Below are 15,111 nucleotides of genomic sequence, written 5' to 3'. Positions count from 1 at the left end.
CTGTCAGCGCAGCAACAGATCCAGCGAGAAGGGATAACGGTAGCCGGCCGGCTTGCCCTCGGCCGACAGCCCGCGAAAGTCCACGCCGTATTGCTGTGTCCCCTGCATCTCCAGCAGACGCTGCGCCTGGACCTTGTCCAGGAGCTGGAACACGCCCAGTTGCCAGCTCGGGCCACCATGGGTCGCAGGGTTCAGCCCCCGGGCATCATCGTTGAGTACCACCATTGCCCAGCCCCCCAGGGTGAAGTGCCCGGCGATCAGCGCCGTCAGGCGTCCGTCGATCAATGCCTGCAAGGCCTGCGGCGAGCTGTTCAGGGCGCTGAACAGCACATCCTTGCCCGGTCGCCGCCCCTGCTGCTCCAGCGCCTCCATCGCGCCCAGGGCCATCTCGTCGTTGGCCGACCAGATCAACTGCGTCTGCGGATAGCGCTTGAGCAACTGCTGGGCCTGCTCAAAAGCGCGTTGGCGATTCCACTCGCCATACACCAGCTGCCGCAAGCGCACCTCGGGGTGCTCCGCCAATGCCCGCTGCAAACCTTGTTCGCGGGATTGCGCCACCGGGGTGTTCTTCACTCCCGAGAACGCCAGCAGGTCGATGTACTGCCCGGGAGCGAGCGGGCCGTAACGGCGAATCAGCTCCTTGAGCATCAGGTAGCCGGCTTCTTCGTCGTTGCCGATCATGCTGCCGATCCAGTCGGGATAACGGCTCTGGCGCTCGCCGAGCAAGCGCTGCTGATCGGCGGTCAGCGCGTTGTTGACGACGAACAGCTTCACCCCGCTGCCCTGGGACAGGCGCAGGATCTCCGGCGCAACATATTGCTCGTTGACCACCACCAGGTAATCCGGCCGGTCCGGGCCCTGCAGGGCTTCCCGGGCCTGGCGGATGGTGGTTTGCGAATCGCGCTGCGAATAACGCACGCGCAAATCCAGGCCGAGGTCATTGGCCGCGGCCTGCATGAATTGGGAATACCCGACCCAGAAGGTTTCAGTGGAGTGGCCCGGATTCAAAAACACTACCGAGGTGGCATGGGCCATGGCCCAGAACGTTGGACTCAGTACAAGCAGCACCAGCAGCAGACACTTACCAAACGCCTTGAACATTGCGACCAGAGTCCCGGAATATTGCCCGCAGTATAACTGGCAAAATACTGGCCTATGTCGGCAAATCGTCATTTCCCACAGACAATTCGGACTCTGCTCATCGCTTGACCGCAACTATTGATGACTGACCCAGAACACCGCCGTTCCCACGACCAGAATGATCAGAAAGAGAATGGCCCAAGCATCGACAGCGCTGTCGCTTTTCCTTGCCTTGGTTGGATTGCTCATAGCATCGCCTCTTGTCGGTTTTATCGGTGACTGCACAAAGACTCGAGCACAGTTAAGCCGAGGATTGCCCTCACCACAAATGTGGGTTTGAGCCGGCCGGATACCGTTAGTCGTTTTGGTTCTTTGCATATACTCAAACATCACTTTTGCGCATAACTGCAAACTGGTATCTTCGCCCGGCTCCGTTGGGAGTGCGCGGCCGTGCGCGCAGAATTTCTTGGGTGACATCCGCCTCTGCGTCACCTGATAAGCCTGAGAACAGGATCTATATGTACGTATACGACGAGTACGATCAGCGGATCATCGAGGACCGCGTCAAGCAGTTCCGTGATCAGACCCGGCGCTATCTGGCAGGCGAGCTGAGCGAAGAAGAATTCCGCCCTCTGCGCCTGCAGAATGGCCTCTATATCCAACGTTTTGCCCCGATGCTGCGGGTGGCGGTGCCTTATGGCCAGCTGACTTCGCGCCAAGCACGGATGATGGCCAGGATCGCTCGCGACTACGACAAGGGCTACGCCCACATCAGTACCCGGCAGAACGTGCAGTTCAACTGGCCGGCGCTGGAAGACATCCCGGACATCCTGGCCGAGCTGGCGACCGTGCAGATGCACGCCATCCAGACCAGCGGCAACTGCCTGCGCAACGTCACCACCGACCAGTTCGCCGGGGTCGCCGCCGATGAACTGATCGATCCGCGCCCCTGGTGTGAAATCGTCCGTCAGTGGACCACCTTCCACCCTGAATTCGCCTACCTGCCGCGCAAGTTCAAGATCGCCATCAACGGTTCGACCTCGGACCGCGCGGCCATCGAAGTCCACGACATCGGCCTGGAGCCGGTGCACAACACTGCCGGCGAGCTGGGCTTCCGGGTCCTGGTCGGTGGCGGCCTGGGCCGGACCCCGGTGGTCGGCGCCTTCATCAACGAGTTCCTGCCGTGGCAGGACCTGTTGAGCTACCTCGACGCCATCCTGCGGGTCTACAACCGCTACGGCCGGCGTGACAACAAGTACAAGGCGCGGATCAAGATCCTGGTCAAGGCCCTGACCCCAGAGGTGTTCGCCGAGAAGGTCGAAGCGGAAATGGCTCACCTGCGCGGCGGCCAGACCACCCTGACCGAAGCCGAAGTGCATCGCGTGGCCAAGCACTTCGTCGATCCGGACTACAAGGCCCTGGCCAACCAGGACGCCGAGCTGGCCGAGCTCGACAAACAATATCCGGGCTTCGCCCGCTGGCGCACGCGCAACACCCTGGCCCACAAGAAGCCGGGCTATGTCGCCGTGACCCTGTCGCTGAAACCCACGGGCGTAGCCCCGGGCGACGTCACCGACAAGCAGTTGGACGGCATCGCCGACCTGGCCGACCGCTACAGCTTCGGCCAGCTGCGCACCTCCCACGAGCAGAACGTGATTCTCGCCGACGTCGAGCAGAGCCAACTGTTCACCCTGTGGGGCGAGCTGCGCGAACAAGGTTTCGCCACGCCGAACATCGGCCTGCTGACCGACATCATCTGCTGCCCGGGCGGTGATTTCTGCTCCCTGGCCAACGCCAAGTCGATCCCGATCGCCGAGTCCATCCAGCGCCGTTTCGATGACCTGGACTACCTGTTCGACATCGGCGAGCTGGACCTGAACATCTCCGGCTGCATGAACGCCTGCGGCCACCACCATGTGGGCCATATCGGCATCCTCGGGGTGGACAAGAAAGGCGAAGAGTTCTATCAGGTTTCCCTCGGTGGCAGCGCCAGCCGCGACGCCAGCCTGGGCAAGATCCTCGGCCCGTCCTTCGCCCAGGACGACATGCCCGACGTGATCTCGAAGCTGATCGACGTGTACGTGGAGCAACGTACCGAAGACGAGCGCTTCATCGACACCTACCAACGTATTGGCATCGACCTCTTCAAGGAGCGCGTCTATGCAGCGAATCATTAAGAACAACGAGGTCATCGACGAAACCTGGCACCTGCTGCCCAAGGACGCGACCCTCGACGGCATTTCCAACTGCGACGACCTGATCGTGCCGCTGGCCCTATGGCGCGAGCACGCTCACGCCCTCAAGGCCCGCGACGGCGGCCTGGGCGTGTGGCTGGACGCCGATGAAGAAGCCGAAGAGATCGGCGATGACGTGCAGCACTTCCAGGTCATCGCCCTGAACTTCCCGGCCTTCACCGACGGCCGCAACTACTCCAACGCCCGCCTGCTGCGTGACCGCTACGGCTTCAAGGGCGAGCTGCGGGCAATCGGCGACATCTTGCGCGACCAGCTGTTCTACCTGCGCCGCTGCGGGTTCGACGCTTACGCCCTGCGCGCCGACAAGGACCCGTACGAAGCCCTGGAAAGCCTCAAGGACTTCTCCGTGACCTATCAGGCCGCCACCGACGAACCGCTGCCGCTGTTCCGTCGCCGCTAAAGCCCGCGCCAATAAAAAGCCCTGGACCGGGAAACCGGTTCAGGGCTTTTTTGTATCCGGTATCTTTAAATGCAGCATCTTTAAACGCGGCATCTTTAACGCAGTGCCCGCGATCGCGGGCAAGCCTCGCGCCTACAGAAGAAACACGTTCCCGTGGTGCCCCTTACCAGAAACGCTGCTGGGTCAGGCGACTCCACCAGGTCAGCAGCACGCGGTCGATGGAACCGCTGGCCGCCAGCCCTACCCGCTCCTGCAGGCTCTTGCGCTCGGCGTAGTGCAGGTGGAACAGCTCGGCGCTCTTGGCGCGCTCGGCCAGGTACTCGTCGCTGGTTTTCAGCTCGTCGATCAGGTGCTTTTCCAACGCCGCGACACCCAGCCAGACTTCACCGGTGGCCACGTCGTCGATGACCAGTTGCGGCCGATAACGGGAAACGAAGTTCTTGAACAACTGATGGGTGACATCCAGGTCTTCCTGGAATTTCTCCCGGCCCTTTTCGGTGTTTTCGCCAAACACGGTCAGGGTGCGTTTGTATTCACCGGCGGTCAGCACTTCGAAGTCGATGTCGTGTTTTTTCAGCAGGCGGTTGACGTTGGGCAACTGCGCCACCACGCCGATCGAGCCGAGGATGGCGAACGGCGCGCTGATGATCTTCTCGCCAATGCACGCCATCATGTAGCCGCCGCTGGCCGCGACCTTGTCGATGCACACCGTCAACGGCACGCCGGCCTGGCGAATCCGCGCCAGTTGCGACGAGGCTAGCCCATAGCTGTGCACCATGCCGCCGGCGCTTTCCAGGCGCAGCACCACTTCATCCTTGGGCGTGGCCAGGCTCAGCAGCGCGGTGATTTCGTGGCGCAGCCCCTCGGTGGCCGAGGCCTTGATGTCGCCGCTGAAATCCAGCACGAACACCCGCGGTTTTTCCTCGTGCTGCTTCTTGTGTTTTTTCTCGGCCTTGGCCTCGGACTTGCGCAGTGCCTTGAGCTGGTCCTTGTCGAGCAGGCTCTGCTCCAGACGCTCGCGCAGGCCCTTGTAGAAATCGTTGAGCTTGCTCACATGCAACTGCCCAGCGCCCTTGCGCCGGCCTTTGCTACGCAGCGAGGCAGCGATGATCAGCACCACCAGGATGGCGATGACCAGGGTGACGGTTTTGGCCAGGAAACTGGCGTACTCGGAGAGAAACTCCACAGGGACTCCTTAAAGACGTGCATCACTGCCAACACGTGGCGGAATGGCTCCAGCATACCGGCGCAGCCAGGCGCCGGCCAGTCGCGAAACCTCCTGTTACCGTGCTCTAACGGGCATTTCAAACAAGCGTATGTTTTTTCATTGACAGCTCACCGGCATCCTCATAACCTCGCAAAACTTTCAACGTACCGGGATGACGCGGACGTGGGCAGCATCTATCTGATTCGACATGGCCAGGCCTCCTTCGGTGCGGACGACTACGACGTTCTGTCGACCACGGGTGTGCGCCAGGCCGAAGTGCTCGGTCAACACCTGGTCGAACTGGGCGTGAACTTCGATCGCTGCCTGGCGGGCGACCTGCGTCGCCAGCAACACACCGCCAATTCCACCCTGCAACAGTTCAGCGCCGCTGGCCTGCCCACGCCGATCCTGGAAACCGATTCGGCGTTCAACGAATTCGATGCCGACGCGGTGATCCGCGCCCTGCTGCCCGATATGTTGTCCGAGGAGCCCAACGCCCTGGACATCCTGCGCAACGCCGCGCAGAACCGCGCCGAATTCCAGCGCATCTTCGCCCTGATCATCGAGCGCTGGCTGGCCGGCACCTACGATCCACCGGGGCTGGAAAGCTGGCTGGGGTTTGTCGAACGGGTGCAGGCCGGCCTGCAGCGCATTCTGGAACAGGCCGACAACACCCAGAAAATCGCCGTGTTCACCTCCGGCGGCACCATCACCGCCCTGCTCCACCTGATTACCCGGATGCCTGCCGCCCAGGCCTTCGAACTGAATTGGCAAATCGTCAATACCTCGCTCAACCAGCTGAAGTTTCGCGGTCGCGAGGTTGCCCTGGCTTCCTTCAACAGCCATGCCCACCTGCAACTGCTGAAGGCCCCGGAACTCATCACTTTCCGCTGAGTCCGGATCACTGTGACCCTTGCTGTAACAACCCATAAAAGGATCGAACCATGACCTCCGTAGCCGACGCCGTACAAGCCATGAAAGCCAAGTTCAACCCAGCTGCCGCTGCCGGCCTGGACCTGGTATTCGGTTTCCGTATCGATGACACCAAGAACTTCTCGCTGATCGTCAAAGACAGCACCTGCGAGCTCAAGGAAGGCGAGAACCCGGACGCCCAGGTCACGCTGGTAATGGACGGCGAAACCCTGCAAGGCATCGTCAGCGGCGAAACCGACGGCATGCAGGCCTTCATGGGCGGCAAGCTGCGCGCCGAAGGCGACATGATGCTGGCAATGAAGCTGAGCGAACTGTTCCCGGCCTAAGTCAGCGCTTCCCCAGGGAAGCCCTTGTCTTGCCCACGAATCCCGCCTTCCGGCGGGATTCGTCGTTTCAGGCCCGCGCTTTCAGTCGGCGCCAAGGGGCTCGGCCAGCGGCAAACCGGTGACGGGAACCGCCATCACCGAGGACGCCGCCAGCAGCTCCCGGGTATAGGGATGGCGCGCCGTGCCGAACAGTTGCTCGGTCTCGCCGCGCTCCACCACTTCGCCCTCCTTCATCACGATCAGGTCATGGGCCAGCGCCCGCACCACCGCCAGGTCGTGGCTGATGAACAGGTAGGTCAGACCATGCTCCTGTTGCAGGCGGCGTAGCAGCGCCACCACCTGTTTCTGCACCGTGCGGTCGAGGGCCGAAGTCGGTTCGTCGAGCAGGATCAGTTCCGGCTTGAGTATCAGGGCGCGGGCAATGGCAATGCGCTGGCGCTGGCCGCCGGAAAACTCATGGGGATAGCGATGGCGGCTGGCCGGGTCGAGGCCGACCTCCTGCAAGGCCTCGACCACCGCCTGCTCGCGTTGCCACGCATTCAGCTCGCTATGCACCAGCAAGCCTTCGGCAATGATCTTCTGCACGCTGAGACGCGGGCTGAGGCTGCCGAAGGGGTCCTGGAACACCACTTGCAGCTGCCGACGCAACGGCCGCAGTTGCTTGCCGTCGAGGCTGTGCAGGTCCTGCCCCTTGAAGCGGATGCGGCCTTCGGACTCGATCAGCCGCAGGATCGCCTGGCCCAGGGTCGACTTGCCCGAGCCGGATTCACCGACAATGCCCAGGGTCTTGCCCCGTTGCAGTTGCAGGTCGATGCCGTTCACCGCCTTCAGGTAACGCCTGGGCCGCAGCCAGCCACCGCCCTGGCGGAACCAGACCTTCAGCCCGTCCACCGCCAGCAGGGTCTCGCTGGGCCCGCGGCGCAGCGCCTGGCCGCCAGGCTCGGCATTCAGCAGCTGGACGCTGTAGGGATGCCGAGGATCAGCGAACAGCTGCGCGCAGCCCGCCGTTTCGACTATCTCCCCGGCACGCATCACCGCCACCCGCTGGGCGATGCTGCGCACCAGGTTGAGGTCGTGGCTGATCAGCAGCAAGGCCATGCCCAGGCGCTGCTGCAAATCCTTGAGCAGTAGCAGGATCTTGCGCTGCACCGTCACGTCGAGGGCGGTGGTCGGCTCGTCGGCGATCAGTAGCTCCGGTTCGCAGGCCAGGGCCATGGCGATCATTACCCGCTGGCGTTGCCCGCCGGAGAGCTGATGGGGATAGGCCTGCAAGCGCTGCTCCGGCTGCTGGATGCCCACCAGACGCAGCAGTTCCAGGATCCGTTCGCGGGCCTGGCTGCCGGCCATGCCCTTGTGCAGGCGCAGGGTTTCCCCCAGCTGTCGCTCCAGGCTATGCAGGGGGTTCAGCGAGCTCATGGGCTCCTGGAAGATCATCGCGATACGGTTGCCGCGCAGCTGGCGCAAGCGCGCCGGGCTGGCGCCGAGCAACTCTTCGCCGCGATAACGGATGCTGCCCGCGATGCGCGTGCTGCCCGGGTCGAGCAATTGCAGAAGGCTGTGGGCTGTCACCGACTTGCCGGAGCCGGATTCGCCCACCAGCGCCAGGCATTCGCCGCAGCGGATCTCCAGGTCGATGCCATGCACCACCTCAGTGGCCTTGAACGCCACCCGCAGGCCGCGCAGTTCAATCAGTCGTTCACTCATCTCAATGCCTCGGATCGAAGGCGTCGCGGCAGGCTTCGCCGATAAACACCAGCAACGACAGAATCAGCGCCAGGGCGAAAAACGCCGTCAGCCCCAACCAGGGCGCCTGCAGATTGCTTTTGCCCTGGCCGATCAACTCGCCCAGGGACGCGCTGCCGGCCGGCATGCCGAAACCCAGGAAATCCAGGGCCGACAGGGTGGCGATGGCCCCGGTGAGGATGAACGGCAGATACGTCAGGGTGGCGCTCATGGCGTTGGGCAGGATGTGCCGCAGCATCACCTGGGTATCGCCGACACCCAGGGCCCGCGCCGCCTTGACGTACTCCAGGCCGCGGCTGCGCAGGAACTCGGCGCGCACCACATCCACCAGGGCCAGCCAGGAAAACAGCGCCATGATCCCCAGCAGCCACCAGAAACCCGGCTCGACGAACCCCGAGAGAATGATCAGCAGATACAGCACCGGCAGCGCCGACCAGACCTCCTGCAGGCGCTGCCCCAACAAGTCGATCCAGCCGCCGTAATAGCCCTGCAGGGCGCCGGCGGCGATGCCGATCAGCGCGCTGGCGGCGGTCAGCGCCAGGGCGAACAGCAGCGACACCCGGGTGCCGAAGATCACCCGCGCCAGCACGTCCCGGGCCTGGTCGTCGGTGCCCAGCCAGTTCTGCGCCGAGGGCGGGCTTGGCGCCGGTTCCGTCAGGTCGTAGTTGACCGTGTCGAAAGCGAAAGGAATCGGCGCGAACAGCAACCAGCCGCCCTGCCCTTCGATCAACTGGCGCACCGAAGCGCTGCGGTAATCCGGCTGGAACGGCAGCTCGCCGCCGAACTGCTGCTCGGTGTAACGCTTGAACGCCGGGAAATACCACTGGCCCTGGTAAGCCACCAGCAAAGGCTTGTCGTTGGCGATCAGCTCACCGCCGAGGCTCAGGGCGAACAGCGCGACGAACAGCCACAACGACCACCAGCCGCGCCGGTGGGACTTGAAGCGCTGCCAGCGCCGCTGGCCTATGGGAGACAAGGTCAACATCAGGCGCTCCTTGCACTGAAGTCGATGCGCGGATCGACCAGGGTGTAGCACAGGTCGCCGAGCAGTTTTATCAGCAGACCGAACAGGGTGAAGATGAACAGCGAGCCGAACACCACCGGGTAATCCCGCGACACCGCGGCGTCGTAGCTCAGGCGCCCGAGGCCGTCGAGGGAGAAGATCACCTCGATCAGCAGCGAGCCGCCGAAGAACACATTGACCAGGGCCTGGGGCAAGCCGGCGACCACCAGCAGCATGGCGTTGCGAAACACATGGCCGTACAGCACCTGCCGCTCGCTCAGGCCCTTGGCCCGGGCGGTGACCACATACAGGCGGGAAATCTCGTTGAGAAAGCTGTTCTTGGTCAGCAGGGTCAAGGTGGCGAAACCGCCGATCACCAGGGCGCTGACTGGCAGCACCAGGTGCCAGAAATAATCGACGACCTTGCCCCAGGCCGAGAGCTGGGCGAAGTTCTCCGAGACCAAACCGCGCACCGGGAACCAGTCGAGCAAGGTGCCGCCGCCGAACACCACGATCAGCAGCAGGGCGAACAGGAACCCCGGCATCGCATAACCGATGACGATCGCCGCGCTGCTCCAGACATCGAAGGCCGAGCCGTCATGAATGGCCTTGCGAATCCCCAGCGGGATCGACACCAGGTAGGTGATCAGCGTCGCCCACAGGCCCAGCGACAAGGTCACCGGCAGCTTCTGTGCGATCAGCTCGGTGACCTTGGCGCCACGAAAGAAACTGTCGCCGAAATCCAGCCGCGCATAGTGCTTGAGCATCAGCCACAAACGCTCTCCGGCAGGTTTGTCGAAGCCGTACTGGCGCTCGATATCGGCCAGCAGCTTGGGGTCCAGGCCACGGGTGGCGCGGGACTCGCCGCCCACCGTCTCGACATGCCCGCCGCCCACCGCCGCGGCGCCGCCAATGCCTTGCAGGCGGGCGATGGCCTGCTCCACCGGGCCGCCGGGCGCCGCCTGGACGATGACGAAGTTCACCAGCAGGATGCACAGCAAGGTGGGCACGATCAGCAGCAGGCGCCGCGCGCTATAAGCCAGCATGGACCGCCTCCCCGCTACGTTGGCGCATCTGGCTCAGGGTCAGTGCCTCGGCGCTGACCTCCCACCAGGTGTCGAGCCCGGCGTCGTACAGGGGGGCGATGGCCGGCCGGCCAAAGCGGTTCCACCACACCGAGGAAATGCCCGGCGGGTAGTAGTTGGGAATCCAGTAATAGCCCCACTGCAACACCCGGTCCAGCGCCCGGGCGTGGGCCAGCATGCTGGCGCGGCTGTCGGCCTGCACCAGGGCGCTGATCAGCCCGTCCACCGCCGGGTCGCGCAGCGCCATGTAGTTGTTCGAGCCCGGGTCGTCGGCGCTCACCGAACCGAAGTAGTTGAACAGCTCGCGCCCCGGCGCCTGGGACACCGGGTAGGCGGCGATGATCATGTCGTAGTCGCGGCTGCGCACGCGGTTGGTGTATTGCGCGGTGTCGACCTGGCGGATATCGAAGCCGATGCCGATCTGCGCCAGGTTGCGCTTGAACGGCAGGAGCAAACGCTCCAGGCCTTTCTGGCCGTTGAGAAAGGTGAAATGCAGGGGCTCGCCGGCGGCGTTGCGCAACTGATCGCCCTGGGGTTTCCAGCCCGCCTGTTCCAGCAGCTTCAGGGCCTGCAACTGCTGCGGGCGGATGATCCCGCTGCCGTCGGTGCGCGGCGCCTGGAACACCTGGGTAAAGACCTCGTCCGGGACCTGCCCGCGCCAGGATTCGAGGATCTTCAATTCTTGCGCGTCCGGCAGCGCCGCTGCCGCCAGTTCGCTGTGGGAAAAGAAGCTCTGCTGGCGCAGATACAGGCTGCGCATCATCTGCCGGTTGCTCCACTCGAAGTCCCAGAGCATGGCGATCGCCTGGCGCACCCGGCGGTCCCGGAACTGCGGTTTCTGCAGGTTGAAAATAAAGCCCTGGGCGCCCAGGGCCGAACCCGGCGCCAGGTGTTCGCGCACCAGCCGCCCCTGCTCCAGCGCGGCGCCGGCATAACCTATGGTGTAGCCGGTGGCGGAGAACTCGCGGTTGTAGTCGTAGCCGCCGGCCTTGAGGATCTGCCGCGACACATCGGTGTCGGCGAAGAACTCCACCCGCAGCCGGTCGAAGTTGTAGCGCCCACGGACCACCGACAGGTCCTGCCCCCACCAGTCCTTGACCCGCTCGAAGTCCACGCTGCGCCCGGCGTCCACCGCGCTCACCCGGTATGGCCCGCTGCCCAGCGGCGCTTCGAAGCCGCCACCGTCGGCGAAATTGCGGCCGCGCCACCAGTGCTCGGGCAACACCGGCAGCGATGCCAGGTCCAGGGGCAAGGTCCGGCTCTCAGTGTTCTTGAACACAAAACGCACCCGGGTCGGCGATTCCACCTGCACCTCGGCGACATCGGCGAACTGCTGGCGGTAGACGAAGCTGCCCTGGGTCATCAGCAGCTCGAAGGTGTAGCGCACGTCCTCGGCGGTGATCGGGCTGCCATCGTCGAAGCGCGCCCGCGGGTTGAGGTAGAAGCGCAGCCAGGAACGGTCCGCGGCCAGCTCCAGGCCTTCGGCCACCAGGCCGTACACGGTGTAGGGCTCGTCCTTGGAGCGATAGGCCAGCGGCGCGTACAGCCAGCCGTCGATATCGGCCACGCCGGTGCCTTTGTCGATGTACGGAATCAGATGATCGAAGGGCCCGCTTTCCAGGGAGGAACGGCGCAGGCTGCCGCCCTTGGGCGCGTCCGGGTTGACGTAGTCGAAGTGCTGGAAACCGGCGGGGTATTTCGGGGCTTCGCCGTAGACCGTCAGCGACGGTTGCACGGCGGCCAGCAGCATGGGGCTCGGCAGCAGGCAGAGCCAGAACAGCACAGCGCGTTGCAACAGCATGGAATGATGCCTCTTTGAACAGGGGCCAGGATGACGGTGTTCGTACCGGCGTCATCGCGAGCAAGCTCGCTCCTACAGAGGGCCTGTGCGCTTCTGTAGGAGCGAGCTTGCTCGCGAAAGATCGCCCAGCCGCCACTCGACTCCCAGCCTTATCTCTCCACCCGAAACACCCCGCTCCTGCCTGTCATGTGCAACTGACCGGGCATTTTTATAGAGCGGGTTTTAGAACCTTTGGTTACTAAAAAGCGTCCGGACCTTTTATTGCCGGTCGACTCAGAAGTTGTAACTGAGCCGCGTATACAGGGTCCGTCCGAACGGGTCCGAGTAGCGTGGGTCGTAGCCGCTCTGGAAGGTGTAGGTCTGGTTGCTGAACGGCGGCTCGCGGTCGAACAGGTTCTTCACCCCGAGGGTCACGCCCAGGGCCTGGCGCCAGGTGTAGGTGCCGGCCAGGTCCCAGACGTTGTAGGAGCCGACGCGGTTATGGCTGTCGCGGTCGGAGTCGTGGTAACCGCTGGTGTAGCGGTTGGTCAGGGTCGCACCCAGCGGCCCCTGGTTCCAGGTCGCGGTCAGGCTGTGGCGCCAGCGCGCCACCGCGCCAGCCGAGGCGAAGTCGCCGCCGCGAAAATCCCCGAGCTTGTCGATGTACTCGCCCTTGAGCTGTTGCTGATAGTCGTAGCGGGTGACGTAGGTGCCTTGCAGCCCCAGGCCGAACTCGCCCCAGGCAGTGGCCGGCAGGCGATAGTCGAGGCTGACATCGACCCCGCTGGTCTTGAGCTTGCCCAGGTTGGCCATGCCCGTGACCACATGATCGATGGAGCCGTCGGCCTTGCGCACCAGCCGGTCGGCGTACAGGTCGGGATTGTCGAACGGCGCCGACTCGGGAAACTCGGCGATCTGGTTGGCGACCTTGATCCACCAGAAATCCAGCCCGGCGTTGAGCCGCTCGAACGGCTGGTAGACGAAGCCGAATGTCACGTTGCGCGCGGTTTCCGGCTTCAGCTCGGTGTTGCCGCCGGTGCTGCGGTTGAACTGCTGGGCGCAGTCGCGGTTGCCGATCCCGCCATTGGCCGGGGTGCCGCCGGGGCATAGCCGCGGGTCGTTGTAGTTGGCGTTGGTGAAGGTGGTAAAGGTCGGGTTGTACAGCTCGTACAGCGACGGCGCGCGGAAGCCTTCACTGTAGGCGCCGCGCAGCACCAGTTCCTTGAAGGGCTGGAAGCGGAACGAATACTTGGGGTTGGTGGTACTGCCGAAGTCGCTGTATTTGTCATGCCGGATCGCCGCCGTCAGCTCCAGGCTGTCGAGCACCGGCACGTTGAGTTCGGCGTACTGCGCCTGCACGCTGCGGTCGCCCGACACACTGCCGTTGGGGTCGATGCCCAGGCTCTGCACATTGCCGGCGAACTGGGCGAAATCCTGGTGGAAGTCTTCCTTGCGGTACTCGCCGCCCAGGGCCAGGGCCGCGGGGCCGGAGCCGAACCAGTCGCCGATCTCGCGGCTGACCCGCCCGTCGATGGCCTTGACCCGCCCGACCGCCGTGGCGTAATCGCCGTCCACCGTATTGGCCGCCAGCAGCGCGCTGCCTGCCGCGGTCTGCGGGCCGAAGGGGTTGATCACGCCATTGGCGATGCCCTCGGACACTGCCACATCGTTCACGTAGCCGCTGCGGATGGTGCTGACCACCTTGTTCTGGTTGTATGAGGCGCCGATGTTGTAGTCCCAGCCCGCCGCGCTGCCATCGAAACTCAGCAGCAGGCGCTGGCCGGTGTTGTCGTCTTCATGGCGGCGGGCGCCGACATCGGTTTCCCGCCAGTTGGCCGCCACCGGTTGCGTCGGGTCGAGGGCAAAGCCGCTCGGCCCCGGGGTGATGCCATTGCCCGGATAGAACGCGGTGCCCGGGTTGACCTGATTGCCCATCAGGGTGCCGGGGCCGATCTGGGTGCGGTTCTCGTTGCGCGCCCAGAAGTATTCGAGGCTGACGTTGTGATCGTCGCTGAGTTTGCCGGTGGCCTTGGCGAAGGCCGAGGTCTTTTCGGTTTCCGGCACCAGGTCCAGGTAACTCCACAGGCTCTGGCGGCAAATGCCGTTGCGCGACAGCAAGCCCGGTGCGTTGCAGCCAGAGCCGGCCAGCGGGTTGGTGGCATTGGCGCCCTGGCTCCAGTTGGCCGGCGAAGCGGTGCCGGAGGTGTAGTCCAGGCCCCGGCCCGGCTGGTAGTTGTAGGTGTAGCCGCGATCCTTGGCGGCCAGGCGTTCTTGTTTGTCGTAGCTGACCACGCCAAACACGTTGAAGCGATCTTCCTCCAGGTCGCCGATGCCCCAGCTGCCGCTGAAGTTCCTGCTCTGGCCACCGCCGGAATGGCTCGGGGTGTCATAGCCGGTACTGATCTGGCCACGGGTCAGGCTCTTCTTGGTGATGAAGTTGATCACCCCGCCGATGGCGTCGGTGCCGTACAGCGCGGACGCGCCGTCGCGCAGCACCTCGACCCGGTCGATGGCGGCAAACGGAATGGTGTTGAGGTCGACCCCGGAGCCGTTGATGGCATTGGTCGCGTTGTTGCTCAGGCGCCGGCCATTGAGCAGCACCAGGGTCTTGTTCGGGCCTATGCCGCGCAGGTCGGCATAGGCCGCGCCGCCGCTACTGGAGCCCACCGAACGCCCGGAACCGACCGAGGACTGGTTGGCGGAAATCCGGTTGATCAGCTCTTCGGTGGTGGTCACGCCCTGCTCGCGCAGCTTCTCGACCCGCAGCACGGTGACCGGCACCGCGGTCTCGGCATCGACCCGGCGGATCGCGGTGCCGGTCACTTCCACCCGCTGCAACTGGGTGGTGGGCTCAGCAAATGCCGGGGCGCTGCTGGCGGTGCTGGTGTCCGCCACGAGGGTCACGCCCTGGGTGTCCTGCTGCTCCTTCAGGCCGCTGTCCTGCAAGGCCAGGGTCAGCGCCTGGTGCTGGTCGAGCTGGCCCTGGATCGCCGGCGCATAACGGCCGCTCACCAGTTTCTGCTCGAAGGAAATCGGCAGGCCGGTCTGCCGGGAAATCTGCAGCAGGGTCTGGTCCAGCGGACCCGCGGGCAGGTTGAACGGGGTGGTCGCGGCCCAGGCCGGCAATACATTCAGCGACGCCAGCAAGGCCAGGCTCAAAGGGGATCTACGGGGTACGAACAGACTCATGGACAACCATCCCTGCATTAGGTGTATGCAGGGATGTGCAACGGCCCGGAGGTTTTTATAGAGGCCGATCTAGACCGTTGGGTGATGAGCTTATGCCTGTTCGTCTGCCC

At 64.2% G+C, this 15,111-nt stretch carries 11 protein-coding genes; 4 read left to right on the top strand and 7 right to left on the bottom strand.

Annotated elements, in window-relative coordinates; genetic code table 11:
- Positions 1-3 precede the first annotated feature (3 nt).
- A complete protein-coding gene (locus J4E58_RS09575; RefSeq protein WP_087091525.1) occupies positions 4-1,101 on the bottom strand; it encodes an ABC transporter substrate-binding protein in 1,098 nt (365 codons plus the stop codon).
- A 497-nt stretch (positions 1,102-1,598) separates the two neighbouring features.
- Between J4E58_RS09575 and J4E58_RS09570 the strand changes: the two genes are divergently transcribed.
- Positions 1,599-3,257 carry a nitrite/sulfite reductase gene (locus J4E58_RS09570; RefSeq protein ID WP_087091526.1) on the top strand — a complete coding sequence of 553 codons (1,659 nt, stop codon included), beginning with the start codon at positions 1,599-1,601 and terminating at the stop codon, positions 3,255-3,257.
- The gene (locus tag J4E58_RS09565) at positions 3,241-3,735 is read left to right on the top strand and encodes a DUF934 domain-containing protein (RefSeq protein ID WP_053261748.1); all 495 of its coding nucleotides are present in this window, start codon (positions 3,241-3,243) and stop codon (positions 3,733-3,735) included. Before J4E58_RS09570 ends, J4E58_RS09565 begins: the two co-directional genes overlap by 17 nt.
- Positions 3,736-3,898: 163 nt before the next feature.
- On the opposite strand, the gene sohB is transcribed toward J4E58_RS09565, so the two are convergent.
- Complete coding sequence (sohB, locus tag J4E58_RS09560; RefSeq protein ID WP_087091527.1) at positions 3,899-4,921, bottom strand: protease SohB; 1,023 nt, start codon at positions 4,919-4,921, stop codon at positions 3,899-3,901.
- A gap of 204 nt (positions 4,922-5,125) precedes the next feature.
- On the opposite strand from sohB, the gene J4E58_RS09555 reads away from it, so the two are divergent.
- Both J4E58_RS09555 and J4E58_RS09550 read left to right on the top strand, forming a co-directional pair.
- On the top strand, positions 5,126-5,836 hold the full coding sequence (locus J4E58_RS09555) for a histidine phosphatase family protein (protein WP_007921838.1): 711 nt from the start codon (positions 5,126-5,128) through the stop codon (positions 5,834-5,836).
- A gap of 50 nt (positions 5,837-5,886) precedes the next feature.
- On the top strand, positions 5,887-6,201 hold the full coding sequence (locus J4E58_RS09550; RefSeq protein ID WP_007921837.1) for an SCP2 sterol-binding domain-containing protein: 315 nt from the start codon (positions 5,887-5,889) through the stop codon (positions 6,199-6,201).
- A gap of 81 nt (positions 6,202-6,282) precedes the next feature.
- Here J4E58_RS09550 and J4E58_RS09545 read toward each other — a convergent pair whose 3' ends face one another.
- The 5 genes from J4E58_RS09545 to J4E58_RS09525 all read right to left on the bottom strand — a co-directional run bounded on the left by J4E58_RS09545 (position 6,283) and on the right by J4E58_RS09525 (position 15,001).
- On the bottom strand, positions 6,283-7,905 hold the full coding sequence (locus J4E58_RS09545) for an ABC transporter ATP-binding protein (RefSeq protein WP_087091528.1): 1,623 nt from the start codon (positions 7,903-7,905) through the stop codon (positions 6,283-6,285).
- A gap of 1 nt (position 7,906) precedes the next feature.
- The gene (locus tag J4E58_RS09540; RefSeq protein ID WP_087091529.1) at positions 7,907-8,929 is read right to left on the bottom strand and encodes an ABC transporter permease; all 1,023 of its coding nucleotides are present in this window, start codon (positions 8,927-8,929) and stop codon (positions 7,907-7,909) included.
- Positions 8,929-9,993 carry a microcin C ABC transporter permease YejB gene (locus tag J4E58_RS09535; protein ID WP_087091530.1) on the bottom strand — a complete coding sequence of 355 codons (1,065 nt, stop codon included), beginning with the start codon at positions 9,991-9,993 and terminating at the stop codon, positions 8,929-8,931. The genes J4E58_RS09540 and J4E58_RS09535 overlap by 1 nt, the downstream gene beginning before the upstream one ends.
- A complete protein-coding gene (locus tag J4E58_RS09530) occupies positions 9,980-11,833 on the bottom strand; it encodes an extracellular solute-binding protein (protein WP_087091531.1) in 1,854 nt (617 codons plus the stop codon). The genes J4E58_RS09535 and J4E58_RS09530 overlap by 14 nt, the downstream gene beginning before the upstream one ends.
- Before the next feature lie 273 nt (positions 11,834-12,106).
- Entirely contained in the window at positions 12,107-15,001 is a 2,895-nt protein-coding gene (locus J4E58_RS09525) for a TonB-dependent receptor (RefSeq protein ID WP_087091532.1), read from the bottom strand.
- Positions 15,002-15,111: the final 110 nt, after the last annotated feature.

This window comes from Pseudomonas sp. FW305-25, from assembly GCF_017351415.1.
GTDB classification, from domain to species: domain Bacteria; phylum Pseudomonadota; class Gammaproteobacteria; order Pseudomonadales; family Pseudomonadaceae; genus Aquipseudomonas; species Aquipseudomonas chlororaphis.
The sequence above is the reverse complement of the archived record's forward strand: the minus strand, read 5'-3'. Positions and strand labels throughout refer to the sequence as shown.

Bases quoted from the DNA above. Each gene is read 5' to 3' on its own strand.
- J4E58_RS09575 (WP_087091525.1), bottom strand. From the start codon at position 1,101: ATGTTCAAGGCGTTTGGTAAGTGTCTGCTGCTGGTGCTGCTTGTACTG.
- J4E58_RS09570 (WP_087091526.1), top strand. From the start codon at position 1,599: ATGTACGTATACGACGAGTACGATCAGCGGATCATCGAGGACCGCGTC.
- J4E58_RS09565 (WP_053261748.1), top strand. From the start codon at position 3,241: ATGCAGCGAATCATTAAGAACAACGAGGTCATCGACGAAACCTGGCAC.
- J4E58_RS09550 (WP_007921837.1), top strand. From the start codon at position 5,887: ATGACCTCCGTAGCCGACGCCGTACAAGCCATGAAAGCCAAGTTCAAC.
- J4E58_RS09545 (WP_087091528.1), bottom strand. From the start codon at position 7,905: ATGAGTGAACGACTGATTGAACTGCGCGGCCTGCGGGTGGCGTTCAAG.
- J4E58_RS09540 (WP_087091529.1), bottom strand. From the start codon at position 8,929: ATGTTGACCTTGTCTCCCATAGGCCAGCGGCGCTGGCAGCGCTTCAAG.
- J4E58_RS09535 (WP_087091530.1), bottom strand. From the start codon at position 9,993: ATGCTGGCTTATAGCGCGCGGCGCCTGCTGCTGATCGTGCCCACCTTG.
- J4E58_RS09530 (WP_087091531.1), bottom strand. From the start codon at position 11,833: ATGCTGTTGCAACGCGCTGTGCTGTTCTGGCTCTGCCTGCTGCCGAGC.
- J4E58_RS09525 (WP_087091532.1), bottom strand. From the start codon at position 15,001: ATGAGTCTGTTCGTACCCCGTAGATCCCCTTTGAGCCTGGCCTTGCTG.